Annotated in this window: 21 protein-coding genes; 12 read left to right on the forward strand and 9 right to left on the reverse strand. The window is 59.1% G+C overall.

Going from position 1 to position 25,242, the window contains the following annotated elements:
* Positions 1-26: 26 nt before the first annotated feature.
* Genes GRI43_RS13385 through GRI43_RS13395 form a run of 3 tightly spaced genes read right to left on the reverse strand, consistent with a single transcriptional unit; the run spans position 27 to position 3,665 of the window.
* Positions 27-1,682 (reverse strand): acyl-CoA dehydrogenase family protein, encoded by a 1,656-nt coding sequence (locus GRI43_RS13385; protein ID WP_160731574.1) that lies wholly within the window; start codon positions 1,680-1,682, stop codon positions 27-29.
* The gene (locus GRI43_RS13390) at positions 1,679-2,497 is read right to left on the reverse strand and encodes an HTD2 family dehydratase (RefSeq protein ID WP_338090054.1); all 819 of its coding nucleotides are present in this window, start codon (positions 2,495-2,497) and stop codon (positions 1,679-1,681) included. The genes GRI43_RS13385 and GRI43_RS13390 overlap by 4 nt, the downstream gene beginning before the upstream one ends.
* 16 nt (positions 2,498-2,513) lie before the next feature.
* The gene (locus tag GRI43_RS13395) at positions 2,514-3,665 is read right to left on the reverse strand and encodes an acyl-CoA dehydrogenase family protein (protein WP_160731575.1); all 1,152 of its coding nucleotides are present in this window, start codon (positions 3,663-3,665) and stop codon (positions 2,514-2,516) included.
* A gap of 172 nt (positions 3,666-3,837) precedes the next feature.
* On the opposite strand from GRI43_RS13395, the gene GRI43_RS13400 reads away from it, so the two are divergent.
* Positions 3,838-5,784, forward strand: coding sequence for a beta-galactosidase (locus GRI43_RS13400; RefSeq protein ID WP_160731576.1), 1,947 nt, complete (start codon positions 3,838-3,840; stop codon positions 5,782-5,784).
* Here the strand turns inward: GRI43_RS13400 and GRI43_RS13405 are convergent.
* On the reverse strand, positions 5,781-6,452 hold the full coding sequence (locus GRI43_RS13405; RefSeq protein ID WP_160731577.1) for a queuosine precursor transporter: 672 nt from the start codon (positions 6,450-6,452) through the stop codon (positions 5,781-5,783). The two genes, GRI43_RS13400 and GRI43_RS13405, sit on opposite strands and share 4 nt — an antisense overlap.
* A gap of 130 nt (positions 6,453-6,582) precedes the next feature.
* Here GRI43_RS13405 and GRI43_RS13410 point away from each other — a divergent pair, with 130 nt between their 5' ends.
* The 3 genes from GRI43_RS13410 to GRI43_RS13420 all read left to right on the forward strand — a co-directional run bounded on the left by GRI43_RS13410 (position 6,583) and on the right by GRI43_RS13420 (position 11,593).
* Positions 6,583-7,896 carry a NupC/NupG family nucleoside CNT transporter gene (locus GRI43_RS13410; protein ID WP_160731578.1) on the forward strand — a complete coding sequence of 438 codons (1,314 nt, stop codon included), beginning with the start codon at positions 6,583-6,585 and terminating at the stop codon, positions 7,894-7,896.
* 10 nt (positions 7,897-7,906) lie between these two features.
* Complete coding sequence (locus GRI43_RS13415) at positions 7,907-8,824, forward strand: isopenicillin N synthase family dioxygenase (RefSeq protein ID WP_160731579.1); 918 nt, start codon at positions 7,907-7,909, stop codon at positions 8,822-8,824.
* Positions 8,825-9,091: 267 nt separating this feature from the next.
* Complete coding sequence (locus tag GRI43_RS13420) at positions 9,092-11,593, forward strand: TonB-dependent receptor (RefSeq protein ID WP_160731580.1); 2,502 nt, start codon at positions 9,092-9,094, stop codon at positions 11,591-11,593.
* A 92-nt stretch (positions 11,594-11,685) separates the two neighbouring features.
* Here the strand turns inward: GRI43_RS13420 and GRI43_RS13425 are convergent, their stop codons facing one another.
* Positions 11,686-14,511 carry an MASE1 domain-containing protein gene (locus GRI43_RS13425; RefSeq protein WP_235903807.1) on the reverse strand — a complete coding sequence of 942 codons (2,826 nt, stop codon included), beginning with the start codon at positions 14,509-14,511 and terminating at the stop codon, positions 11,686-11,688.
* Positions 14,512-14,615: 104 nt separating this feature from the next.
* Here GRI43_RS13425 and GRI43_RS13430 point away from each other — a divergent pair, with 104 nt between their 5' ends.
* The 4 genes from GRI43_RS13430 (at position 14,616) to GRI43_RS13445 (ending at position 17,713) form a co-directional block, all read left to right on the forward strand.
* Positions 14,616-15,332 (forward strand): TonB family protein, encoded by a 717-nt coding sequence (locus GRI43_RS13430; RefSeq protein WP_160731582.1) that lies wholly within the window; start codon positions 14,616-14,618, stop codon positions 15,330-15,332.
* A 90-nt stretch (positions 15,333-15,422) separates the two neighbouring features.
* Positions 15,423-16,451 (forward strand): mannose-1-phosphate guanylyltransferase, encoded by a 1,029-nt coding sequence (locus GRI43_RS13435; RefSeq protein WP_160731583.1) that lies wholly within the window; start codon positions 15,423-15,425, stop codon positions 16,449-16,451.
* Positions 16,448-17,254, forward strand: a complete 807-nt coding sequence (locus tag GRI43_RS13440) for a class I mannose-6-phosphate isomerase (RefSeq protein WP_338090055.1) — start codon at positions 16,448-16,450, stop codon at positions 17,252-17,254. The genes GRI43_RS13435 and GRI43_RS13440 overlap by 4 nt, the downstream gene beginning before the upstream one ends.
* Before the next feature lie 18 nt (positions 17,255-17,272).
* Positions 17,273-17,713 (forward strand): DUF2721 domain-containing protein, encoded by a 441-nt coding sequence (locus tag GRI43_RS13445; protein WP_160731584.1) that lies wholly within the window; start codon positions 17,273-17,275, stop codon positions 17,711-17,713.
* On the opposite strand, the gene GRI43_RS13450 is transcribed toward GRI43_RS13445, so the two are convergent.
* Genes GRI43_RS13450 through GRI43_RS13460 form a run of 3 tightly spaced genes read right to left on the reverse strand, consistent with a single transcriptional unit; the run spans position 17,710 to position 20,032 of the window.
* Positions 17,710-18,027 carry a polyhydroxyalkanoic acid system family protein gene (locus tag GRI43_RS13450; RefSeq protein ID WP_160731585.1) on the reverse strand — a complete coding sequence of 106 codons (318 nt, stop codon included), beginning with the start codon at positions 18,025-18,027 and terminating at the stop codon, positions 17,710-17,712. The two genes, GRI43_RS13445 and GRI43_RS13450, sit on opposite strands and share 4 nt — an antisense overlap.
* Complete coding sequence (locus GRI43_RS13455; protein WP_160731586.1) at positions 18,027-18,812, reverse strand: hypothetical protein; 786 nt, start codon at positions 18,810-18,812, stop codon at positions 18,027-18,029. The genes GRI43_RS13450 and GRI43_RS13455 overlap by 1 nt, the downstream gene beginning before the upstream one ends.
* The gene (locus tag GRI43_RS13460) at positions 18,812-20,032 is read right to left on the reverse strand and encodes a toxic anion resistance protein (protein ID WP_160731587.1); all 1,221 of its coding nucleotides are present in this window, start codon (positions 20,030-20,032) and stop codon (positions 18,812-18,814) included. Before GRI43_RS13460 ends, GRI43_RS13455 begins: the two co-directional genes overlap by 1 nt.
* Before the next feature lie 181 nt (positions 20,033-20,213).
* Between GRI43_RS13460 and GRI43_RS13465 the strand changes: the two genes are divergently transcribed.
* Positions 20,214-21,731: a DUF389 domain-containing protein gene (locus tag GRI43_RS13465; RefSeq protein WP_202391713.1), complete on the forward strand. Its 1,518-nt coding sequence runs from the start codon at positions 20,214-20,216 to the stop codon at positions 21,729-21,731.
* Positions 21,732-21,737: 6 nt separating this feature from the next.
* On the opposite strand, the gene GRI43_RS13470 is transcribed toward GRI43_RS13465, so the two are convergent.
* Positions 21,738-23,492: a fatty acyl-AMP ligase gene (locus GRI43_RS13470; protein ID WP_160731589.1), complete on the reverse strand. Its 1,755-nt coding sequence runs from the start codon at positions 23,490-23,492 to the stop codon at positions 21,738-21,740.
* Between the two features lie 127 nt (positions 23,493-23,619).
* Here GRI43_RS13470 and GRI43_RS13475 point away from each other — a divergent pair, with 127 nt between their 5' ends.
* From GRI43_RS13475 to GRI43_RS13485, 3 genes are all read left to right on the forward strand, one after another.
* On the forward strand, positions 23,620-24,198 hold the full coding sequence (locus GRI43_RS13475; protein WP_160731590.1) for a regulatory protein RecX: 579 nt from the start codon (positions 23,620-23,622) through the stop codon (positions 24,196-24,198).
* Positions 24,199-24,226: 28 nt separating this feature from the next.
* On the forward strand, positions 24,227-24,715 hold the full coding sequence (locus tag GRI43_RS13480; RefSeq protein WP_160731591.1) for a DUF192 domain-containing protein: 489 nt from the start codon (positions 24,227-24,229) through the stop codon (positions 24,713-24,715).
* 61 nt (positions 24,716-24,776) lie between these two features.
* Positions 24,777-25,175, forward strand: coding sequence for an NADH:ubiquinone oxidoreductase subunit NDUFA12 (locus tag GRI43_RS13485; protein WP_160731592.1), 399 nt, complete (start codon positions 24,777-24,779; stop codon positions 25,173-25,175).
* The last annotated feature ends 67 nt before the right edge of the window (positions 25,176-25,242 follow it).

The following is a 25,242-nucleotide window of genomic DNA, read 5'->3' on the forward strand; positions in this document are numbered from 1 at the left end:
GCGGGACCGGATGATTGTTTTGGCGTTCAGTCGTCGGCCTTGGTGTGGGCAGCGGCCAGACCGCGCCCGATGACATGGGCCTGAATTTCAGCCGCGCCTTCGAAGATGTTGAGGATGCGTGCGTCACACAGGATCCGGCTTGCCTCGTATTCCAGAGCATAACCGTTGCCGCCATGGATCTGCACGTTGAGGTCGGCATTGCTCCACGCGGTGCGTGCTGCAATCAGTTTCGCCATGCCAGCCTCGATATCGCAGCGTTTGCCCTGATCCTTGTGCCGGGCCGCATCATAGGTAAGCTCGCGCGCCATAACCAGTTCTGCAACCATCAGTGCCAGCTTGTCAGCCACTCGCGGAAAGTCGATCAGCGGTTTGGCGAATTGCTTGCGATCAAGCGCGTACCGGATGGCCAGATCGAAGGCGTTCCAGCCAACCCCAATCGCACGGGCGGCTGTCTGGATGCGAGCCCCCTCGAATGTGCGCATCAACTGTTTGAAGCCTTGACCCTCCGCACCGCCGAGCAAAGCGTCCTGTGAAACCTCGAAACCGTCAAAGCCGAGCGTGTATTCCTTCATGCCCCGGTATCCCAGCACCTCGATCTCGTCACCGGCGATGCCATTATCGGGAAACGGATCGGCATCGGTTCCGCGCGTCTTTTGCGCCAGCAGCATCGACAGGCCGCCATAGCCGGGAATGTCAGGGTCCGTCCGGCACAGCACTGTCATCAAATCGGCGCGCGCTGCGTGGGTGATCCAGGTCTTCGCGCCGTCGATCTGCCAATTGCCATTGCTGTTCTGGCTGGCGCGTGTGCGGACAGAGGCGAGGTCGGATCCTGTATCGGGTTCTGTGAAGACTGCGGTTGGCAGAACGGAGCCGTCAGCCAGTCTGGGCAGGAATTCGGCCTTTTGTGCTTCGGTCCCGTTCTCCCCGATCAGTTCGCCCGCGATTTCCGATCTGGTGCCGAGCGACCCTGCACAAATCCACCCGCGCGAAAGCTCCTCGGAGACGAGGCACATTGCTGTCTTGCCGAGACCGAGGCCGCCATATTGTTCGCCGATGCAAACGCCGAACACGCCGAGCCGGGCCATCTCGTCGACCACCTCGATCGGGATCAAAGCGTCATCAAGGTGCCATTGATGCGCATTTGGCGCGATACGGTCGGCGGTGAATGCCCGGAACTGGTCACGGATCATGTCCAGCGTTTCATCGCCAAAACCCTCGAATGGCCGCTGACCGTTTGCCAGCAGCGCAGCGCAGGACGCACGCGTTTGCCATGTGTTGCCGTTGTCGCGGAATTTGGCGACGCTTTCGTGGTTCTGAAAAGCGCGGGCTTCTTCGAGCAAGCCAAGTTCGCCCGGGCGAACGATCTCGTTCTGGCTCATCGGAACTCCGCTGGCCAATTGCGCGCAATATTCGCCGAAGCCAATCCGAAGAACCAGTTCCTCAAGCTCGCCGAAATGACCGGATGAGTGCGCCCGATCTGCCCATCCTGCGGTCGATGCAAGCGTTTCTGACGTGGTCGCAATCCAGGCGAATCCATGGACAATGCGCTGGTGTTGATCAGCCAGTGCCGGATCGACTTTTCCGCCTGCTGCAATCACCGATGCAGTCGATGCCCCGACCTTGGCCGAATATTTTCGCGCGGCTTCTGCCGCATCGCGGGCGAGGGTGATCCAGTCAGTCATTGAAAACTCACCTTTGCGGTCATTGCGATTGTTCCATCGGCGCGCACCGCACTGTACTCTCCGGCCTCGAGCCCTTTTTGCAAGAAGATTGGCTGGCCAAGAAACAGCGGTGCCATCGCGCGGAACGAAAAGCTGGAGAGTTTGCCGTCGCGGCTGGCCAGACCTGCCAGCTTTGCAGCGGTGAAGGGGCCGTGGACGACCAGCGCCGGGTAGCCTTCAGTCTCCACCGTATAGGGGAGATCGTAGTGAATTCGGTGACTGTTGAAGGTTGCTGCTGAAAAACGGAACAGGTTCACTTCATCCGGGCACCAGACCTCGCCATGGGGATGCGGATCAGCCGGTATGGGCATCGACACAGCCGGGCCATCGCCGCGATAAACGTAGGTTTGCTGTTCCCGAAGTTTGACACTGCCGCGCTGCTCCAGCCGCCGCTCAACCTTTACAAAAACAAGGTCCCCTGATTGCCCCGCCTTATGGCTCACATCCGCAATCGTGCTGGTAAGCGCGGCCTTGGCTCCAAGCTCCATAGCGCCCCTGAATTCCATCGAAGATCCGGCGAACATCCGGCGCGGCAAGGTAATCGCTGGCAGGAAATCTCCGCGCCTGGGGTGCCCGTCCGTCCCGATTTCGGAATCGGGCACGGCAGGCGTGAAATAGGCCCAATGACCAAGCGGAGGATCCTTGCAATCTGCCGCAAGTCCGAGCGCAAGCGCATATCGGTACAAGGATTGCTCATCCAGCACCTGTGACTGGACCAGTTCGCGGCCAATGGCCGACTGCCATTGGCCAATCACCTCTGCGCCCTGTTCGCTCACCTTCCGCCCTGCCGTGTCAAATCTTCATGCCGGCTTCGCGCAGCAATGCCTTGGCGATGATTGTCTGCTGGATCTGGCTGGTTCCCTCGTAAATTCGCATCAGGCGCACATCGCGGTAGAAGCGCTCAACCTTGTATTCAGCCATGTATCCTGCGCCGCCATGCACCTGCACAGCGCGGTCGGCGCACCTGCCAAGTGCTTCGCTGGTGAAGTATTTCGCCGACGCCACATCACGGCTGATGCGTTGCCCTTCATCAAATCGCCTGGCGACATCCTGTGTCAGGCACCAGCAGGCGTACGCATCGGTCTGACTATCGGCAATCAATCCCTGAACCAGCTGGAAGGCTGCGATCTGCTGGCCAAACTGTTTGCGCTGCACCGCGTATTGCACGCTTTCCTGAACCAGCCTGTGGCACATGCCGCTGGCGAGGGCGGAGAGATGAACACGGCCGCGATCGAGCACTTTCATGGCAGTCTTGAACCCGCGGCCCGGCTCACCGCCTATTATGTTTGCCGCCGGTACTTCGACATCATCGAAAATGACGTCGCTGGTTACAGTGCCTTTCTGGCCCATCTTTTTGTCGGGCTTGCCGAAACTGATACCTTTTGCATCTGCAGGAACGATGAATGCCGAGATGCCCCTGGCCCCCGGCTCGTTCCTGTCGGTTCGGGCCATTACGGTCAGCATTCCCGCGCGCGGTGCGTTGGTGATGTAGCGCTTCGTTCCGTTGATCCGGTAGACGTCGCCTTCCAGATCAGCGCTGGTCTTGATCGATGCGGCATCGGATCCGGCATCCGGTTCGGTCAGCGCAAAGCTGGCCATCATTCCTGCGGCAAGCCTGGGCAGCCATTCGCGCTTCTGTTCTTCGGTGCCATCCATCACGATGCCCTGGCTGCCGATCCCGACAGTGGTGCCAATTGCCGATCGATAGGCGAAGGATGTGCGGCCCATTTCGAAAATGACCCGCGCTTCCTCGCTCGCGGAAAGACCCAGTCCGCCATACTCTTCTGGTATTGTCAGGCCGAACAGGCCCATTTCGCGCATTTCGTCGAGGATTTCCTCTGGCACCGCGTCTTCTTCCTCGACCCGGTCCTCGTTGGGAATCAGCCGTTCATCGACAAACCGCGCAACCGTGTCGAGCAGAATGGAAAAAGTTTCGTTGTCCAAAAGTGCCTCCCTCTATTCCATACTCGATTGCCTGTTTGGCCCGGTTGCGCAAGGCTTCGCTTTCCCAGAGAATCTTTTGTCGGCAGTTTCTCAGCTTTAGCTTCAATCATAGCTTGGCATTGCGCAGGCTGGGCGGTTCTGCTGTGGGAAGCTGGATCGGGAGGGTGCGCATATGCGGCTTGGGGTTTGTTATTATCCGGAACACTGGCCGCAGGCGAACTGGGCCGCTGATGCCCGCCATATGGCCGAAACCGGAATTACCCGCGTAAGGATCGGCGAGTTTGCATGGAGCAGGGTAGAGCCTGAGCCGGGGCGCTTCGACTGGGGCTGGCTCGATAAAGCTATCGAAGTTTTGCATGACGCCGGATTGGGCGTGATCCTGGGTACGCCAACTGCGACGCCGCCCAAATGGCTGGTTGACCAAATGCCCGATATGGTGGCGGTGGACGAGCAGGGCCGCAAGCGCGGTTTCGGATCGCGCAGGCATTATTGTTTCAGCCATCCTGGCTACCGCGAACAGGCGGGGCGGATCACTCGCGCCTATGCAGAGCGATACGGCAATCATCCGGCGGTTATCATGTGGCAGACCGACAACGAATACGGCTGCCACGATACCGTAATCAGCTATTCCGATGCGGCGCGGCTGGCGTTCCGCGATTGGCTGTCCGATCGTTACAAAACGATTGATGCTCTGAACAGTGCATGGGGTAATGTGTTCTGGAGCATGGAATATCGCAGTTTCGACGAGGTCGATCTGCCCAATCTGGCGGTTACCGAAGCAAACCCAGCACATTGGCTGGCATTCCGGCGGTTTTCTTCCGATCAGGTCGTCGCATTTGACCGCGCGCAGGTCGACATCCTTCGCCAGCTTTCGCCGGGCCGTGATGTCATGCACAACGCGATGGGTTTCTATACCGACTACGATCACCACGATCTGGGCCGCCAGCTCGATTGCGTGATGTGGGACAGCTACCCGCTCGGTTTCCTGGAAATGTTCCGTTTCAGCGATGCCGACAAACGGGATTATGTGAGGCAAGGCCATCCTGACATCGCTGCCTTCCACCATGACCTGTATCGTGGCTGCGCCGCCGATGGCCGGTGGGGCGTGATCGAACAGCAACCGGGGCCGGTGAACTGGGCGCGCAACAACCCCGCACCGCTGCCGGGAATGGTCAGATTGTGGACGCTGGAGGCGATGGCGCACGGGGCTGAACTGGTCAGCTATTTCCGCTGGCGCCAGGCCCTCTTCGCGCAGGAACAGATGCACGCAGGGTTGCTGCGCCCGGATGGAAAGGCTGCGCCGGGACTGGGCGAAGCTGCGCAGGCGTCGGCCGATATCGCAGCAATTCAGGGGTCGGGTGAGCTGCCAAATGCTGAGCCGGTCAAGGAAGCGGCGATTATCTTCAGCTACGAATCCGAATGGGTCACAGCCACCCAACCGCAAGGAGAAGATCTGTCAGCGCTATGGGCCAATTTCACTGCCTATACGCAGCTGCGCAAGCTGGGGCTGAATGTCGACATCGTCGCCCCGGGCACTGACTTGAGCGGGTATGCCATGGTCGTTCTGCCATGCCTGCCAATCGTGGCGGACGGTCTGGCAGAGCAGCTTGCATCTTTTTCAGGCCAGATCATCATCGGGCCGCGCAGCGGAAGCAAGACCGCTGAATTCTCCATCCCTGACAACCTCGCGCTGGGGCCGCTTCAGGCGATTTTCCCTGCGCAGGTCAGCCGCAGCGAATCGCTGCGTGCCGGGGTCACGCATCAGGGCGATGGCTGGGCAATCACGCGCTGGCTGGACCATTTGGAAAGCGATGCCGAACGGGAACTTGTCAGCGATGACGGGATGGTTGCGTGCTGGAAGTCCGCGAATGTGCGTTACTGCGCGACCTGGCCCGAAGGCGAGGTGATGGCCGTAATCGCTGCCCGCGCTGCGCACGATGCCGGCCTTGCCGCTGTGCCGCTTCCGGAAGGTATGCGGCTGCGCAAGGCAGGAAAGCTAAGCTTCCTGTTCAATTACCGCGCTGAATCGCAAGCGATACCAGAGGCGTTGCAGGGGCAAATGGTGTTGGGCGATCGCTTGCTTCCCGCAGCAGGGATCGCGGTTCTGCGGACTGTCTAAAGCGGTTTGCGATCCAGCCACCGGGCCAATTGGATGAAGCCCGTAATAAGGAATGGCACCAGCACAAAGGAAAGCACGATCTTGGCCAGCATCTGGCCAATCAGCAGCTCCTTGATTTCAAACACGCCGTAGAATGCAAGGGTGATGAAGATCACCGAATCGATTGCCTGACTGAGCGCAGAGGCGATTGCCCCTCGGGCCATCAGCCCAAGCGTGCCTTGATCGCCGCTTCCCCGAAGCTTCGAGAAAATCCACACATTCAGCAGCAGCGAAACGAGATATGCGGCCGGGCCCGCCAGCCAGACCCTCCACAGTTGCTGATGGACACGTTCGAAAGCGACCAGGTCATCAGGCCGGAATTCCAGCATTTCTACAGACGCTGGCAATTGCAGAACGATCTGCATCAGGATTGAGGAAACCCCGAGCGGTACGAAACCCCACCAGACCACCTTGTTGGCCAGTTTTTGCCCGAACAGCTGCGTGATGGTGCTGGAAATTACGACCAGAATCAGAAATGCGAGGATGCCTGCCTCGACTGCCAGATTGGTCGGCCACAGCTGGATTTGCTTGTAAGCCAGAACCCCCGCAACCACGGTCATGCCGCCATACAGAAGCAGCATGAACAGCAGGGATCGGGTAATGGTGGCAGGCTGATTGTCGGTTGTCATTCCAGCTGACTATTGGCTCGCGTGCAAAAAGGGAAGCCGCCCACCGCACAGTCTCTGTGGGTAGAGCGTTTGACTGATCGCCCGCAAAAGGCGAAGGCGGCAGCTTCTAGACTCGGAACCGAAAGATATCATGCACCCGATTTTGGCCAGCCTACTCGGCATTGCTGCGATTTTGCTCATCGCGTTTATCCTTTCCGTCGGCAAGACGCGGATCAATTTGCGGATCGTTGCCTCTGCTTTCGCGCTGCAGGCGGTGCTCGCATTTCTGGTTTTACGCACGCCATGGGGCAGGGCCGCGATCCAGGGGATGTCAGACGGAGTGGCCGCGCTGCTATCCTATGCCGATGCCGGCACGGCTTTCCTGTTCGGGGTCGACAATCCGCTCAAAAACACCTTTGCGCTGGGCGCATTGCCGGTGATCGTGTTCTTCGCATCGCTGGTTTCAATCCTCTACTACCTTGGCATCATGCAGCGCGTCGTACGCTGGGTCGGCGGTGCGATTGGCTGGGTCACAGGCGTCAGCAAGGTCGAGGCGCTGGGCGCTGCGGCCAATATCTTTGTCGGCCAGTCGGAAAGTCCGCTGGTTGTAAGGCCCTATCTCGCCTCGCTTTCCCCGTCGCGGCTGTTCACGTTGATGAGCGTCGGCATGGCGGGTGTGGCCGGTACAATTCTCGCCGCCTATGCTGGGCTGCTTGGCAGTGAATACCTGCCATTCCTGCTGGCAGCGGCATTTATGTCCGCGCCGGGCGGCATTCTGATGGCGAAAATTATCATGCCCGATGATGCGGATCATTCGGACATCGTCGGCGATATTGCCTTGCCCAAAAGCAGGATCAGCTCTGAAGGCCCGGCTGCCTTGACCGAGGGCGGTAAGGCTCATGAGGTCGAAATTGCAGAAACCTTCGAAGAAGGGCAGCAGCCGGCCAACGTGATCGAGGCGGCCGCGCAGGGCGCGCAAACCGGCGTAAAGCTGGCGGTTGCGGTGGGCGCGATGGTGCTGGCCTTTGTCGCGCTGGTTGCACTGGCCAACGGTTTGCTCGGATCGGTCGGAGGGCTGCTTGGCTATCCCGACCTGTCCTTCCAGCAGATATTGGGCTGGGTGTTCGCACCGATCATGTTCCTGCTCGGCATCAGCGACTGGAGCCAGGCGCAGACCGCAGGCGGGCTGTTCGGCACCAAGATTGTCCTCAACGAATTTGTCGCCTTCATCGAACTTGGCCAGATCGGTACGGACGCGCTGACGGAACGCAGCCGGGCAATTGTAACGTTTGCCTTGTGCGGATTTGCCAATTTTTCCTCGATTGCTATCCAGATGGCCGTTACAGGCGGCCTCGCCCCGAACCAGCGGCCTGTCATTGCCAAGCTGGGCCTGCGCGCTCTGGCCGCAGGTTCGCTCGCCAATTTGATGAGTGCAGCGCTGGCGGGGCTGTTCCTTCCCTATTAAAGAAGCTCTCATGACTGACATTGCATCCGTATCGATTGCCCGCCCGTTGAACGAAGTGGCGGATGAACTTGGCCGCAGCTTTGCCGAATATGGTTTCGCGGTGATCCGCGACCATGGCATCCCCAGGGAATTGATCGAGCGCGCTGAGGAAAAGTCGAAAGCTTTCTTTGCGCTGCCTGAAGAGGTGAAGCGCGCCTACATTCTGGAAGGCGGGGGCGGTGCCCGTGGTTACACTCCTTTCGGCACGGAAAAGGCGAAAGATGCCAAGGTCCATGACCTGAAAGAGTTCTGGCACGTCGGGCGTGACCTGCCCGAAGGGCACGAGCTTGCTGAATATATGGCGCCCAATATCTGGCCTGCAGAAGTAGACGGATTTCGTGAAACGTTCGAGCAATTGTACGCCGCATTCGAAGAAGCCGGCGACAAGGTCCTGCGCGCAATCGCAATTCATCTGGGGCTTGAGGAAGACTTTTTCGTTCCGACGGTAAAGGACGGAAATTCCGTAATGCGCCTGCTGCGCTATCCCCCTCTGGAGGGGGCGGAGGCAGAGGGCGCAATCCGCGCGGCCGCTCATGGCGATATTAACACGATCACGCTGTTGCTCGGCGCTGAGGAAGCTGGCCTTGAACTGTTGAAGGCTGACGGCGAATGGCTGGCCATCGATCCGCCGGGAGGCGCATTGGTGGTGAACATTGGCGACATGCTCGACCGGCTTACCAATGGACGGCTGCGTTCGACCACGCACCGGGTCGTCAACCCGAGCGGCGAGGCAGCCTATCGGGCGCGCTATTCCATGCCGTTTTTCCTGCACTTCAGGCCTGACTATATGATCGAGACGCTACCTTCGTGCGCGGACGAAAATTCACCCGAGCCGATCTCCAGCCATGACTATCTGTTGCAGCGACTCCGCGAGATTAACCTTGCCTGACCATCACCGGAATCGCGCCCTGCGATGCCGCTGTACAACTTTGTAAAATCGTGTTGCATTGCAGCAACATTGATAGGTCACTGTAATTGCACTGATTTTGCCTAACTGACATGGCTGTGAATAAGTTTCCGGCCAATGGTCATCATATGGTCACAAAAACTCCTTTTGCGCGTCACCTATCGCACCTATCGGGCGCTCATCGCTCCTGAGGCGGAGCATAATAATTTTTCGAACCAACTCCCGTTCGTCACGCAAGGACTGTCGTTCATGAAACTTAAATATCTCCTGACTGCCAGCGCTGTCAGCATCACCGCTTCGGCTATGTTCGCGGCGCCTGCATCAGCGCAGTCGACCGGTTCGGTCGATTTTGAAGAATCTGAAATCATCGTAACCGGCAGCCGCGACAGCGGTGTTGGCGGCGTCGAGATTCCTGAAACAACGAAAGCCAAGCAGGTTCTCGGTGAAGAAGTGATCCGTCGCCAGCGCCCCGGTCAGACCGTTAACGACATCGTTAACCTGGTCCCGGGTGTCAGCTTCCAGAACAATGACCCTTGGGGTTCGTCGGGTGGTGGTTTCACCATTCGTGGTTTCGGCGCGGATCGCGTGTCGCAGACACTTGATGGTCTGCCGCTGAACGATTCCGGTAACTATGCGCTGTACACCAACCAGCAGGTCGATTCCGAAGTGCTGTCGCAAGTCAACGTGAACCTCGGTACCACCGACGTCGACAGCCCCACCGCATCGGCAGCTGGCGGCACCATCAACATCCGTACACGTGAGCCTGGCGATGTCTTCGGCCTCACCGCGACAATCAGCGTTGGCGACGTATTCGCCTCCGGCGCATCGGACACTCTATACTCGCGCGCATTCGGCATGATCGATACCGGTGACATCACCGGTGCTGGCACCAAGGCTTTCGTCTCCGTCAGCACAACCCGCTACGGCGTTCCGTACAACCCGTATGGCCAAGTCGATAAGACTCAGTTCAATGGCCGTATTTGGCAGGACCTCGGTTCGAACGGCGATTTCATCGCGGTTTCGGGACACTTCAACAAGAACCGCAACAACTTCGCTGGTTCGGAACGCCTTTCTGACCTGCTCGGTTACTACGATGGCGATTTCACGAAGAAAGATCGCTTCAGCATCTATGCTGAAACCGAAGAGTATCCGTGCATCGTTGATCCGCGCACCGTCATCGGCGGTTCGGGTAGCCCGGGCGCATCGGTCGACTATAGCGATCGTGGCGGCTGTGGTTCGGCATTCTTCCGCCGTTACAACCCATCCGACACCGGTAACATTCGCGGCGCATCGCGTTTCACCATTTCAGACTCGCTGACACTGACTGTCGATCCGAGCTTCCAGTACGTCAAAGCAAATGGCGGCGGACCGGACGATCTGCGTGAAGGCTTCTTCAACCCGCGTGGAACCACTTCGCAGCTGACTGGTGCGTTCAACGGTGGTTACTACTTCGGCCGCGATCTCAACAATGACGGCGACCTCGACGACGAAGTTGCCGGTAACGATCCGAGCCAGACGCAAACCAACCGTTACGGCGTTGTTGCCAACCTGATCTATGACATCAACGATGATCAGCGTGTCCGCATTGCGTACACATGGGATCGTGCACGTCACCGTCAGACCGGCCAGATCACGAACATGTTGCCGGACGGTGAAATCAGCAACGTTTTCGCCATCGACAACCCGCTGCTGGACGTGAACGGACTGGAAGTTAACAAGCGTGACCGTCTGTCGCTTGCGATCCTGCACCAGGTTTCGGCTGAGTATCGTGGTCAGTTCGGTGGTTTGAATGCGGTTCTCGGCCTTCGTGCACCGTTCTTCACACGTGAACTGAACCAGAACTGCTTTACCACTTCGATCAACGGTTTCGTGGACTGTCCGAACCCGGGCCAGGACCTGACCCAGTACATTGCGGCAAACCCGGACTATGCTGCTCCGCAGTCGCGCAAGTACAAGTATGACAAGCTGCTCCCGAACGTCGGTTTCACTTACGACTTCGACAACGGCTTCTCGGCTTTCGCAAACTACGCGAAGGGCCTGTCGGTCCCGGGCACCGACCCGCTGTATGACTCGCTCTATCTGGCTGACACCGACTTTGCTCGTCCGGTTCCTGAAACAACCGACAGCTTTGATCTTGGTGTTCGCTTCAACCAGGGCCGTATCACTGCGCAGGCAGCTGCTTGGTTCACTCGCTACAATGATCGTCTTGCATCGGCATTCGATCCTGATGCGAATGACGGCGAAGGCGCTACCGTATTCCGTAACCTCGGCCGCGTAGACAAGTGGGGCATTGACGGCTCGATCGCTTACCGCCCGACTTCCAACACGCTTCTTTATGTCTTCGGTTCGATCAACGAATCGGAAATCAAGGATGACGTGCAGGACGGCATCACTTCGTTCCTGCCGACCGGTGGCAAGACTGAATCGGGCGCACCAAACTTCTCGGTTGGTGCGCGCGGGCAGGTCGCTTTCGGTTCGTTCGAACTGGGCGCGCAGGTCAAGCACACCGGCAAGCGTTGGATCAATGACATCAACGCTGACCGTGCACCGGGCTACACCCTGGTCGACATGGACGCTCGTTGGACAATTGCTCAATCGCCAACCGGCGGTGACGTTGCTGTCCAGCTCAACATGACCAACATCTTCGACGAATATTACATCGGCTTCTTCGGTGGTTCGCTTGATGGCTTCGGATTTGCGCAGATCGGTGCGCCGCGTGCGGCAAGCCTTTCGCTGATCTTCGGCTACTAAGTTCACTTTCAGCCGACTAAAACTTGCGGCGGTCCCTTCGGGGGCCGCCGTTTGTTTTTGTGGCTTGTTCCGGCGATGATGGCGGAACGGCCTCACGCGGCTCTGAGCAAGTCCTCGGCCAGCCTTGAACGTTCAGCGGCCTGATCAGCGGACTTCAGCGCACGCTCCAGCGCGCTAGCTCGCTTTCCAAGCTCTTCCTCTCCAAACATTCCGGCAGTCCCGGCTAGCTTGTGACAGGTGCGTGCAAGGTCCTCCGAAGCCTGACCGTCGAACGCGCCAGCGCGCAAAGCCTCCGACACGGCGTCCAGCGCTTCCTGTCGGCGGAGTTTCCAGCGATCAGCGATCGAAACATTTGAATCCGGCGTGGTGGCTGTAGCCTCATTTGCCGCTGCCGCTGCCGCCTTCGCTGCGCCAGCGTCTGGCGAGGGCAGGCGCGCGCCGGTTTCCGGCATATCCGATATTGTCGGCAGCCATTGCTGCAGCATCGTAACCAGCTTTTCGTACTGAAGCGGCTTGGCAAGATGGGCTTGCATACCCGCTGAGATAGCCGCGCTGATATCCTCCTCAAAAGCGTTGGCGGTAAGCGCGATGATTGGAAGTTCTTCGGGAGAGACACCGAGATTGCGGACGGTTTGCGTCGCCAGATATCCATCCACCTCGGGCATTTGCACATCCATAAGCACCAGATCGAATGGCGCACTGTTTGCCTTCGCCGCCATGATGGAGCTGACTGCTTCCTGCCCGTCCACAGCCGTTTCGACGCTCTGCCCGCATTGTTCGAGCATGGTCGTCACCAGGATACGGTTGATGTCATGGTCTTCGGCGAGCAAGATGCGGGACCTCGCGATAGTTTGACAGCGAAGGTCGGAGGTGTCGCACCGCTTGGCCTGTTTCGCCACCAACTTGCTCTGGACCAGCGGCAGCGTGAGGGTGAAACGCGACCCAGTCCCGAATTCGCTCGTGGCCGACAGCGTGCCGCCCAGCAAAGTGGCGAGCTTGCGGCTGATCGACAGGCCAAGGCCAGTGCCTCCATAACGGCGTGACGTGGCATTATCTGCCTGTTCGAACGGGTTGAATATTGCGTGCAACCTGTCTGGTGTGATGCCGATCCCGGTGTCTTCGACAGCGACGGTAAACTCGCCGCCCGCGCGTGACACTTGGACACAGATTGTCCCGCTCTCGGTGAATTTGATCGAATTGCCCAGCAGGTTCAGAATTATCTGCCGCAGCCTCAACGGATCGCAATCCACGGCTTGAGGGAAATCGCCGGGCAAATCGCTGGTCAGGGTGATGCCTTTGCTTTCTGCATTGGCGGAATGCAGTTTCAGGCAGTTCTTTACCACGTGGCCAACATCGACCGGTTCATGGTTGATCATGACTTCGCCGGCATCAATTTTGGATATGTCCAGAATATCGTTGAGCAATGCCATCATACTGTCGCCCGATTCCTTGATCAGTTCGGCATGACGCTGCTGTTCTTTCGGCAAGTCGGCGCGCAGAAGCAGATCCACAAAGCCCAGAACGCCGTTCATGGGGGTGCGGATCTCATGGCTCATGTTTGCCAGAAATTGTGATTTGGAGACCGCTGCGTTTTCCGCGTGTTTTCGCGCTCTCTTCAATTGATGCTCAAGCGTGACCCGGTGCGTCACATCGCGGGCGGAAACGATGATCCCCTCGGGTTTCTTGGTCGAAGAGCCGATCGCAATCGCCGCGTCAGCTTCGATAAACACGGGCCGGCCCTGGCCATCGTCGAGATATCGCCGGTATGTGAAGCGTTCGCTGGTGCTTTCCCCGCTCAACAGGCGGGCTTCGGCCTGCGAGATGGCTTTCTTCGCTTCCGGATGCATTCTTTCCGAGGCCCGCTTGCCGAGGAATTCCTTGGGGTTTGCGCCGAGCACGCTCTCAACCGAGGGGGAGCAGTAGGTGCAGATTCCATTGATGTCGTACCGCACGATTGCATCGGTGATATTGTCGGTCAGAAGCTTGAGATGCGATTGCCGCCTCGCGAGCTTGCGAACGGCGCGCCGTTCTCCATTCAGTACCGCTGCCACGGGCAGGCCCATCACAAACGCGGATGCAAGGAAGGTCTGGAGGACCAGCAACTCCGCCGTCTGGGAATGTTCAATCAGGTTTATCGGGCCGTGGCCCCTCGTGGTCATGATGGTGGCGACTACGGCCACTTTGATGATCGAGAACGCGGTGCCCAGACTGCCCAGACGGAAAGCGTGGCTGACGACGACCGGCGCGACCAGAAACAGCAGGGGGAATTCTGTCTGCCTGAAAACAAGATAGGTCGTAATGGTCCCGGCAATGGTCAGCAGGCTCCATTCGGCAACCTCGGACGGTTCAGGCCAGCGCGGATGTTCGGCCGCATCCACGATAATCATGAGGGTCGGGGCGACAAGGATCATCCCCAGCGCGTCGGTTGTCGCCCACTTGAGCCAGGTCTCCAGCAGCGCTCCTGAACTCATGTCGATCACCACTACTGCTAGGCAGGCGGACGCGATCGGTGCCGCAATCCCGGCAGATGCGACGAAAATCATAAGGTGCGAAACCCGCACCATGTCCGGTTTGCGGCCGCAAAACCTGCGCACCAGAATGGCCGCGAGGACGATTTCCACAGTGTTGCAAAGCGACAGGGACGCGGCCTGGATCGCGCTATCACCCACTGCCAGATTGGCTGAGACATTCCCGCAGTAAAGCGCGGCGAGAAAGACGGCCTCGTAACGTACGCGGACGCGCATCAGATAGGCCACTGCAACCCCGTTCGGCACCCACACTGCAGCGATCCGGCCATCCCCGCGGGAAAGCTCGATGCTGAAATACGCGAGCAAACCGAACAGTATCGCGCCGGCAAGCGGGATCAGGAATGCGTCGGCAATTTGGGATCTTGCCCGATTTTCCGGTATTGACTGCATGTCAGACACGTTCACACCCTCCTAACGTGGTGGGTGGTGCCCTAGCGGCGTAGCTGAGTGAAAACCGTCAAGCGCCTGCTAGTGGATTGTACGGATGGAGTTAAATGACTGAAGGCGGGAAATTTTCGACCACGAGCAGGCGGCCAAAACCAGCCACGCTGCTGGTAATCGTGCTGCTGCATTTGCTTGCGATCTACGGACTTGCACGTGCGTTTGCCCCGGACATGACCCAAACGGTTGAACAGAGCGTGGTTGCTGCCTTCACTGTCACGGTGACTACCCGCGATCCTCCGCCTGAAGAAAACGAGCCCGTACCGGACGAAGGAGCCGCCGGCAGCGCAGGCAAAAAAGCCACACCCAAACCGGTCACAGCACCGAAAGTGCCGATCGAGCGTGACCAACCCATGCCCAAGGCTTCTTCCACCGGTGCAGCCAACACCTCAGGTGCGAAGGATGAGGGCGAAGGAACCGGCGCAGCTGGTGAAGGCACGGGCACTGGCAGCGGCCTGGCCGGAGGCGGCATGGGCGGGGTCGCGGTTACCAAACCTGTTCACATATCTGGCGCCATCGACAACGCTCGCGATTACCCGGTTCCAGAGGGGGGCAGGAAGGCGCGGATAGGGAACGAAGTGATAGTGCGGGTGGTCGTAGGCAAGGATGGCAGGGCCCGAAATTGCACTGTCTACCGCGCAAGCCCCGACAGTCAGGCGGACCAGATAACATGCCGCCTCGTGGAAGATCGGCTGCGCTTCAAACCGGCGATGGACCGTAACGGCAACCCGGTGGCTGCCCCGTTCTTCTGGCGCCAGCGCTGGTTCTAGATGATGATGGAGATTTGCACTTGGTAACCTGATCGCAAGGCGTCGCCGCTATGGCGCTGCCATGAAGTTTGGAAAGGATTTGTGTAAGCGATGATTCACCCGGTCATCCTGTGTGGAGGAAGCGGAACGCGGCTTTGGCCGCTGAGCCGCCGCGACCGGCCCAAACCGTTCCTGCCGCTGGTGGGTTCGCACAGCCTGTTCGAACAAACGCTGGAACGCTGCACAAACGGGCAGATGTTCGCTCCGCCAGTGATCGTCGCCGGTGAAGCCCATATCGAACTGATAGAAGAGCAGATCCGTGACCGGGCGAATATAGAGATCATTGTCGAACCCGCCGCGCGCAACACGGCCCCCGCGATCGCGCTGGCGGCAATGCGCCTTCCTGCCGATGCTGTGATGCTGGTTTGCCCCAGCGACCACCATATCAAAGATGCCGCTGCCTTCATTGCGGCTGCGGAAATGGCAGCTTCTCTCGCGGACCAGAATTGGCTCGTCGCGTTCGGTATCGAGGCGACCCATCCTGAAACCGGATATGGTTATATCCTGCAGGGCGAACAAATCGGCGGCGGCTATTCCGTTGAACGATTTGTCGAAAAGCCGGACCTGCCAGACGCGAGGCGCTTCCTCGATGAAGGCGGATTCAGCTGGAATGGCGGCATCTTCTGTTTCCAAGCGGGAGTTTTCCTCGAAGAACTGGAAAAATTCCACCCGCAAATGATCGGGCATCTCCGCGCTGCGGTCGCTGCTGGCACCGCTGAGGGCCTGCATTTCCGCCCGCAAGCGGAGGAATTCGCCGCCATCGAAGGCATCTCCGTCGATTATGCAGTGATGGAAAAAACCGACAAGGCAGCCATGGTTCCGGCTTCCATGGGCTGGTCCGATATCGGCAATTGGCAGGCGCTGCACGATGCGCGTGAAAAGGATGAGGCAGGTAATTCGGTTTCCGGCCGGACCGAGCTTGTCGATTGTGAAAACACCCTGGTCCAGACTGACGGTCCGCGGGTTTCGGCGATCGGTATCAAGGATCTGATCGTTGTGGTCGACGGCGACGAGGTTCTGATTACCACCGCAGACGGCGCGCAATTGGTGGGTAAGCTGGGCGGGGCAGCTTCGCAGTGAGTATTCAGCCAGTCTTGCCGACCCGTTTGGTCGAAAAAGTGTGGGGGCGCAGTACGCTGCCATCGCCGTTTGCCGGCCCCGACGGGAAGCAGATTGGCGAAATCTGGTTCGAACCGCAGCCCGGTTTTGACAGGCTGCTGGCAAAATACCTCTTCACCAGCGAGAAATTGTCGGTCCAGGTGCATCCCTCGGATCACAACGCGCCGGATGGACAGCGCGGCAAGGAAGAATGCTGGCTCGTGCTCGACGCAGAAGCCGATGCGCGGCTCGCGATCGGATTTAAACAGTCGTTGAGCAGGGATGAAATCCGCGCGGCTGCCGTGGACGGGTCGATCGAGGACCTGCTTGAATGGTATCCGGCGCAGCGCGGTGATTTTTTCTACCTTCCAGCAGGGACCGTCCACGCCATCGGTCCGGGCATCAGCCTGGTCGAGATACAGCAGAACAGCGATGTGACATATCGCCTGTTCGACTATGGCCGCCCGCGGCAACTTCACCTCGAGGAGGCACTGGCGGTTGCAAATGGCGAACCGCATGAACCTCGCTTCCGCCGAACAATCGACTTCGACAAGTCGGCGAGCCTGGTTGAGGGCCCCTATTTCAGACTGGACTATCTGGTTGGCAGGCCTGCTCCCGATCTGGCGCTGCGGTTTCCCGGTCCGGTCATGGCCATGCCACTGATTGGCGACGTGCTGATCGGAAATACCCGGATTGGCGCAGGCGAGTGCGGGGTGCTGCATACGATTTCCGATGCATTGTTTGCCGATCAGGGAGCCACGCTGATTGCACAGCCGGTTGGCTGACCCTATCTCCCGGCAATCATGATTGCAGAAACCATTCAGGTCTCGCTGACGCCGGTCTTCGTGCTGGTCGCGATATCCAGCATTCTGAACTTCCTCACCACCAGGCTGGGCAGGGTGGTTGACCGCTCGCGCCTGCTAAAGCAGCAGCATGGTGAAACGACCGGGGCGGAACATGACATGATCGTGTTCGAAATACGCTCCACGGCGAAGCGTATCGAGTTGGTTGGCCGCGCTATCCTGATGCTGGTGCTGAGCGCGCTGACGATCGGATCGACGGTCGTGATCCTGTTTCTGAACGGGCTGACCGGTGCCGATCTGGATCAGATTGCAGCCGGCACCTTCATCCTTGCAATTGCTTTCCTGCTGATCGGACTGATCATCTTCATGCTGGAAACGCGCGAAGCATCGGCATCCTTGCGGATACCGCAGACCTATCTGGAGCTGGACCGCAAAATCTAGGCGTCGGAACCGGCGGGCGGGGCCAACATTTTCTGGCCCTGTTGCTTGATCGCGCCGGAAATGATCGGTTCGAAAAAGCTTAGCGCCATCGGCAGGTCGATGACGAAGACGAGCTGGCCATCTTCAATATCGACCGCGCCGCGCAGGTCTTGCCCCATGGCGCTGACACTGATGTTCATCCGGTCTTCGCTGGCCCAGTCAGTGGTGACGTCAGCCACCCCGCCAGGGATATGGTCCGCAATTTCGTGGCTGCGCTCCCGCAGCCGCTTGCGCACTTCTTCGCGCGGTAATTCGTGTGGAATTGCAACCCGCATCAGATAACTTTCGTTTTGTTTTGTTCAAAATCTGGCAGCGGCACTCCGCCGCCTTCATCCAATCCATCGCTATATTTGTAATCCAGATAGCGGTGGCGGATTGCGAGATTGTCGATTGACCCTTGGGCAAGCTGACGGTTGATCGAGTCAATCTCTCGGCTAATGACGTCGAGGCCGTTCTCGAGAGTGCTTACCGGTGTGGTGCCGTTGCGCTCTTCATACCGAAGACTTTCAGGAATTTTCAGAAAGCCCTCGATCATGTCAGGGAGGTCTGTGCCGACAAGTTTTCGAATTTCCGTTGCGGTAGGGTGCTTCTGATCAGTCTCTTCGAGCTGGGGTTGCAACTCGTCCAGTTGGCTGCCGATGATAGTCAGGCTCTTGGCGATCGGAACGGGCAGCCTCGATCGCTGCATTTCAAGCCACAGTTCTGTCTTTGCAACGAGCTCGCGTACGTTTTCGGTGTTCAGGTCTGCCCGCTCAGGCACCTTCATTTTTGGATATTTACCGAGAATAGCCAGAGCGACGACTGTTCCAATACCGAGAGCCATGACGCCCGCAAATCCGATGCCGCCTATCACCGCGCCAATCGTGAGGCCCGCGACCCATAGTGCGCCAACAGCAAGCACGATATTTCGCGCTTTTTTCATCCAGTGACCCAGCTTGAGCTTGGCTGAACCTCGACCGATCGAACTGGCGCGGCGATGAACTCCACCAGCGCGCTGTTGTGACAGGGATTGTCCAGCAGCGCGCACGATATCGTCGCTCTGGTTTGTAAGATCGTTCATCAGTCTTCAACGGTGAGAAGGTTGGATTCTGCGACCTTGCTGGACGCCTGGTTCTGTCCTTCGGCTCGGGCGATGTAGCCTTTTGACTTCTCGACCTCGTTGGAGAGCACATTCACCGTCTGCTTCATGGAATCGAGTGCGCGTACCTTGAACTGGTCCACTTCATCCATCGTGTCGTAGATGTTCTGAAATGCGCGTTGCAGCGTTTCCAGCGGGATTGTACTGGCGGCTGCCTGTTCGTGGATCTTGCCAGTCTGGTCGCGCAGCAGGGTTGAGGTGCTGTCGATGATACCGGCGGTGGTTTCGTTGAGCGCGGTGATCTGGCCCAGCACGAGGCGCTGATTGGTCATCGCTTCCGACACCGTCACGGCAGTGCGCAGCGCGCCGACTGTCGTGGTACTGGCACGGTCGACACCTTTGACCAGCTCGACATTGTTCTTCTTCACCAGATCCAGGGCAAGATAGCCCTGAACGCTCACGGCCATCTGGGTCAGCAAGTCCTGCGTCCGCTGGCGGACATAGAATAGCGCGGTTTCGCGCACGGCCTTCGCCTTCGCCGGATCGGTTGCGTCCAGCTCGGCTGCTTTCTCTTCCAGTCGCTCGTCCAGCGTTTTGGAGATATGGATCATCTGTTCCAGATCGCCCATCGCTTCCCACAGCTTCTGCCGTTCGACATCGATCGCGGCGTTATCCATCAGCAGTTCGTCCTTGCCGTTCGACAGCTTGGACAGAATTTCCTGAATGTGGGTCTGCGCGCTCTGATAGCTGCGGAAATAATTGGTCAGCTTGTTGCCGAACGGGATGATGCCGAAAATCTTGCGTGTGCCGGTCAGCTTGCCGCGTTTGCCGGGGTCGAGATCCTCAACCACATTGCGCAATTCCTGCAAATTGGCACCGACGCCTTCGTCCTTGTCCATCGCGCGGATAGGGCGGTCCAGAAAGCGATTGGACATCTGGGCAGCAGCCATGATTTCCTTGCGGCCCATATTGGTCAGCTGATCGACTTTCTTGCCGAATTCAGGGGAGTTAGCGTCCTGGTTTACCAGGTCCATGACGAAGGATTCGACCTTGGTCGCAAGTTTGGACTGCACTTCTTCGGACACCGGCACCAGCCCGGCCGCGTTGGCTGGCTTTACCTCGGGCACCGGATCGGGTGCAGTGAGCTCGAGATCGAGGCCAGTGCTGTTCTGGGTTGCGGTCTTTGTCTCGGTCGAACTCATGGCTGGGGGCCGGCTCCTGTACTGTGCCGGGCAAGGCCGGCGGATTTCCTGTTTCACTACTGTATTAAGGGCATAAGACACGAAGTTCAAGATTTGTGCAATATTGCGCCGTGCACGTCTATGCTTTCGTTGCCATCCGGTGCGGTATAAGGACCGCGGATTACCAGTTGAGGAAATACATTTGGCAAGCCAGGAACCTGTCGAACGCAACGATCTAGCTTTCGCACGCGCTGTATTCGGTTTTCGTCAATGGTGGCGGGAATCGGTCATCGGCTCAGTCGACCAGCAGGCGGTGATCGACAAGCGCCGCGTCGAAGGGGAAATGTCCGCGCGCTATCTGTTCATGACAGCGATGTCGGGCGGAATTGCGATACTTGGCCTGCTGCTGTCATCGCCTGCGGTCGTAATCGGCGCCATGCTGCTGTCCCCCCTGATGGACCCGATCATGGGGCTGGGATTTGCATTGGCGATTGGCGATTACCAATGGCTGCGCAAGTCGGCCCGTTCGCTGGCTTGGGGCACGCTGATGGCCGTCGGCCTGTGTGCGACGGTGGTGTTTCTGTCCCCGCTTCAGGAGCTGACTTCCGAAATCGCTTCGCGCACTCGGCCCAACCTGTTCGATCTGCTGGTGGCGCTGTTTTCCGCGCTGGCCGGTGCATATGCGATGATCCGCGGGCGCGAGGGTACGATTGTCGGCGTGGCGATCGCGACCGCCTTGATGCCGCCGCTGGCGGTGGTCGGATACGGATTGGCCACGTGGAACTGGACCGTCTTTTCCGGCGCGCTGCTGCTATATATTACCAACCTGATGACGATCGCCCTCACGGCGGCGCTGATGGCGCGGCTCTACGGTTTTCGCACTGCACTGTCCGATCGGCAAACCCAGCTGCAGAACATTGTTATCGTTGTCGTCTTCGTGGCACTGGCGGTGCCGCTTGCCTATTCGCTGCGCCAGATCGCGTGGGAGGCAAACGCTGCACGGCAGGTGCGCGGCGAATTGCTGGACCAGTTCGGTGACCGGTCGCGGCTGTCAGACGTTCAGATCAACTGGGATGCGGACCCGATTACTATCGATGCGACTGTCATGACGCCCGCCCTGCAGCCCGATGCCGAGGCGGATGGTGCCCGTGCGCTGGCGCGGCAGCTGCGCAGGCCGGTCAATCTGGTGATCACGCAGTACCAAGTAGGTACCAGCTCTTCCGCCGCAGAACAGGCGCAGCTGAGCGCGGCACGCGTGCAGGCAGAAGCTGCGGCAGCAGAGCGGGCAGACGATCTGGCAAAACGGCTGGCCCTGGTAGCGGGCGTCAGTATGGAAGATGTCATTGTCGACCGGCAGCGCCGCCGCGCGCTGGTCAAATCGACCGAGCTGGAGGGCGCAACGCTGTCTGCCTATGCAGAACTGGAACGCCGTATTTCCGCGACCGAACCGGAATGGAAGGTCGAACTGGTCCCGCCAACACGCGCACTGCCCAGCGTATCTTTCGAAGAAGGCGAACCGACGGAAGCCGGGCTCGCCGCTCTGGAACTGATCGCATGGGCTTCGCAGCGCGTGGGCGCGCCGATCAACCTTAGCGGATCGCCGGAAAATGCAGAGCGCGCCAGGCAGTTGCTAGTCGAACTGGGTGCCAAAAATATCGAAGTCGATAGTTCGGATTCTGCCAATGGCGGCGTCACCGCCCGCTGGGGGCGGATCGGCTAAGCAGTTTCAAGCAGCTTCGAGGATTTCGAACGGCTGAATTTCGCCGTTCAGGTACAGCCGCTTCGCCTTCGCCCGTGAAAGCTTGCCCGAACTGGTGCGAGGAAGAGTGCGCGGGGGCACCAGTTCCACAACACAGTTCATGCCGGTGATCGAGCGGACCTTGTCGCGGATCTGTTCGTGCAGCTTGCTGCGTTCTTCCGGATCGGACACTCGGCAATGGACCAGCACGGCGGGCGCTTCCTCGCCGCCGGATGTCTCCATCGAAAATGCTGCTACATCGCCGTGGTTGAAGCCGGGCAATTGTTCGACCGCCCATTCGATATCCTGCGGCCAATGGTTCTTGCCGTTGATGATGATCATGTCTTTCGCACGGCCGACGATGAACAGATAACCGTCTGCCATGTAACCCATGTCGCCGGTGTCGAGCCAGCCATCGACCAGACATTCGCTGGTCGCTTCCTCGTTACGGAAATAGGAATGCATGACGCTGGTTCCGCGGCACCAGACCTTGCCGATCTGGTGATCATCCTTGGCCGCGCCGCCTTCACCGCGAATTTCGACTTCCATTCCGGGGATTGGTTTGCCGCAATTGACAATCGCGCGGTAGCGGGCTGGGCGCGAAAGGTCGCCGCGTGTGCCTGACAGACGCTCTTCCTCAACCAGTTCCACGCGAATTCCCTCGTGCGGGGGCATGACGGTAACCGCCAGAGTCGCCTCCGCCAGGCCGTAGCTCGGGGTAAAGGCGTTGGCCCTGAACCCAGCCTCGGAAAAGGCATTCACGAAATTCTGCATCACGTCGGGCCGGATCATGTCGGCTCCGTTACCGGCCGTACGCCAGCGAGACAGGTCGAACCTGTCGGCAACATGGCTCTGGCTGGAAATGCGCCGGGCACAGATGTCGTAGCCGAATGTCGGTGAATAGCTGAGGGTGGTGCCCTGATTGCGGCTGATCAGGTCCAGCCAGGCCAGCGGGCGGCGGGCGAAATGTTCGGTTTTCAGGTAATCGACGGACACCTGATTCGCGATCAGCGACAGGAAGCAGCCGACCAGTCCCATATCGTGATACCACGGGAGCCAGCTGACGACGCGGTCATTGGTCCCGATATCCATGGAAATGGCGTGACCGGCCAAGTTGTCGAGCAAAGCACGGTGGGTAACGGCAACGCCGGTCGGGAAGCGGGTCGAGCCGCTGGAATATTGCAGATAGCAAATATCGTCGGGTTCTGGCGGGGTCAGCTCGCAATCGGGCGCTTCGCGGGTGGCGAAGCTTTCCCAGTCAATCCCCTCGCAGCCCTGCCGGGCCGCAGCCGCTGCGCCCATCTCCGCAATTTCAGCCGGGTAAATCAGCATCTTTGGATCGGAACTATCGAGCTGTACTGCCAGCTGGTCGATATAGCCTTCCTTGCCGCCAAAGCCTGTCGGCAGGGGCAGGGGGACAGGCCACGCGCCTGCATAGACAGCGCCGCAGAACAGGGCGGCAAATTCTGCGCAGGTTTCCGCGATCAAGGCGACGCGGTCGCCCTTGCCGATGCCGGACGCTGCAAAGCGCCGCGCCATTGCCAGCGAATCCTCGCGCATTTCGACATAGGTGTACACACGCTGCAAATTGCCGCGCATATCGTGAAAGTTCAGGCCCTTTTCGCTCTTGGCGGCATAATCGACCGCGTCGGTGAAAGTCGAAAAATTCGACCTGCGCCGGGGCAAGGGGCAGTCATTCGGCGTTGGAATCAAGGCCGTTGGCGTCGATGCAGCATCGGTCATAGAATATGCAAAAACCCGTCAATTGCGCGCCTGTCGGCGCTTCCAAGCAGTCCCAGCTATACGATTGATCCTGTCGCAATGCTGTAACCTTTCCCATTTCAGATAGACTGTGGCACGAATATGGCCAATGAGCGAACGCGACTACCCCCAGAAACGGCACAAAAAGCCGCCAAAACCGCTCGATTCTGCGCGTTTGCAGGAATTGGCGCTCGCATATGTGGCACGATTTTCCACCACTCAGGCGAAGCTGGAAGCGTATTTGCAGCGAAAATTGCGCGAACGCGGCTGGGATGAAGAGGATTGGCCGGACCTTTCGGCCTTGTCATCTCGTTATGTCGAACTCGGTTATATCGACGATGCGCTTTATGCCAAATCGAAGGCCAGCAGCCTTTTGGGCCGAGGTTACGGGTCGCGCCGCGTCGATCAGGCTCTGTATGCCGCGGGAGTCGGCGAGGGCATCCGCAGCGACGTTGCCCCGGACGAGGCGGCGCGCCGCCAGGCAGTTCTGGCAATGGCTCGCAAACGCCGTTTCGGGCCGTTTTTCCAGGGAGATTTGGAAAAGGACCGGCGCGAGAAACAGATCGCCGCGTTGCTGCGCGCAGGGCATGGCTTTGATTGTGTGCGTGCGGTAATGGATGCACCGGATGAAAATGCGGCTGAGGAATGGGCTGAAGAAGCGCGCGACAAACATGGCCGATGCCCCTAGCGACGGCCAGACGGTTAAGGATTAAGCGATGATTTCCAGAAACATCCTGATGTGCAGCGCCATTTTGCTTGCCGCCTGCGCGCCGCAAGAGGCGGCAGAGCCGGTCGCGGCGGAAGCGCCATCTGTGCACCCTGTGTCGGGCCTCGAAGTGGTGTCGCTTGCCGTGAAATCCGACGGGGAGACGTTCCAATTCAGCGTCGAAGTTGCGCGGACATCGGCAGAACAGGCGCAGGGTCTGATGTTCCGGACGGAGCTGGGCCCGAACGAAGGGATGATCTTTCCTCGCAATCCACCTGACATCGCCAGCTTCTGGATGCGCAATACGCCGCTTCCTCTGGATATTATTTTCGTCGGTGTGGACGGGAAAATCATGAATATCGCGGCTAACACGGTGCCGTATTCGCTCGAATCGGTCAGCGCGGCAGGTCAGACATCGCTGGTTCTGGAGATCCCCGGCGGCCGCGCGGAAGAACTGGGGATCGGCCCGGGGGACGCTGTTGATTGGCGGGATCAATAACGAGATGGTTGTGGTACCATTCCCGCTTGGCCAGCGCGGCGTAATCGGCTAGGCGCGCGCCATGAGCTTTCTTGGAAAAATCTTCACCTGGTGGGATGGTGCCACGATCGGCACGATGCTGGCCACCGCGCGCGGCTTCGAACAGGTCGGAACTGACGCTCAGGGCAACAAATATTACCGATCGAAGAAACAGAAAGACGGTCAGCGGGAACGCCGCTGGGTAATCTATAACGGCGCAAATGATTCGAGCCGGGTTCCGTCCGAATGGCACGGCTGGCTGCACGGGTCGTTCGGCGACGTTCCTGAAAGCTTCCTGCCTCCGGCAAAGATCTGGGAAGTGGACTACACGCCGAATGTCACCGGAACGGCTCAGGCTTATCGCCCTGCTGGCGCGCTGGAGCGCGGCGGGCAACGTGCCAGTGCTTCTGGTGATTACGAAGCCTGGACGCCGGATAGCTGATCATGCGCAGGGCCTTTCGCACCGCTGCGGCGGGACCGGCCGCAATCGGCTGCGCTCTGCTGCTGAC

Source organism: Pontixanthobacter luteolus (assembly GCF_009828095.1).
Taxonomy (GTDB): domain Bacteria; phylum Pseudomonadota; class Alphaproteobacteria; order Sphingomonadales; family Sphingomonadaceae; genus Pontixanthobacter; species Pontixanthobacter luteolus.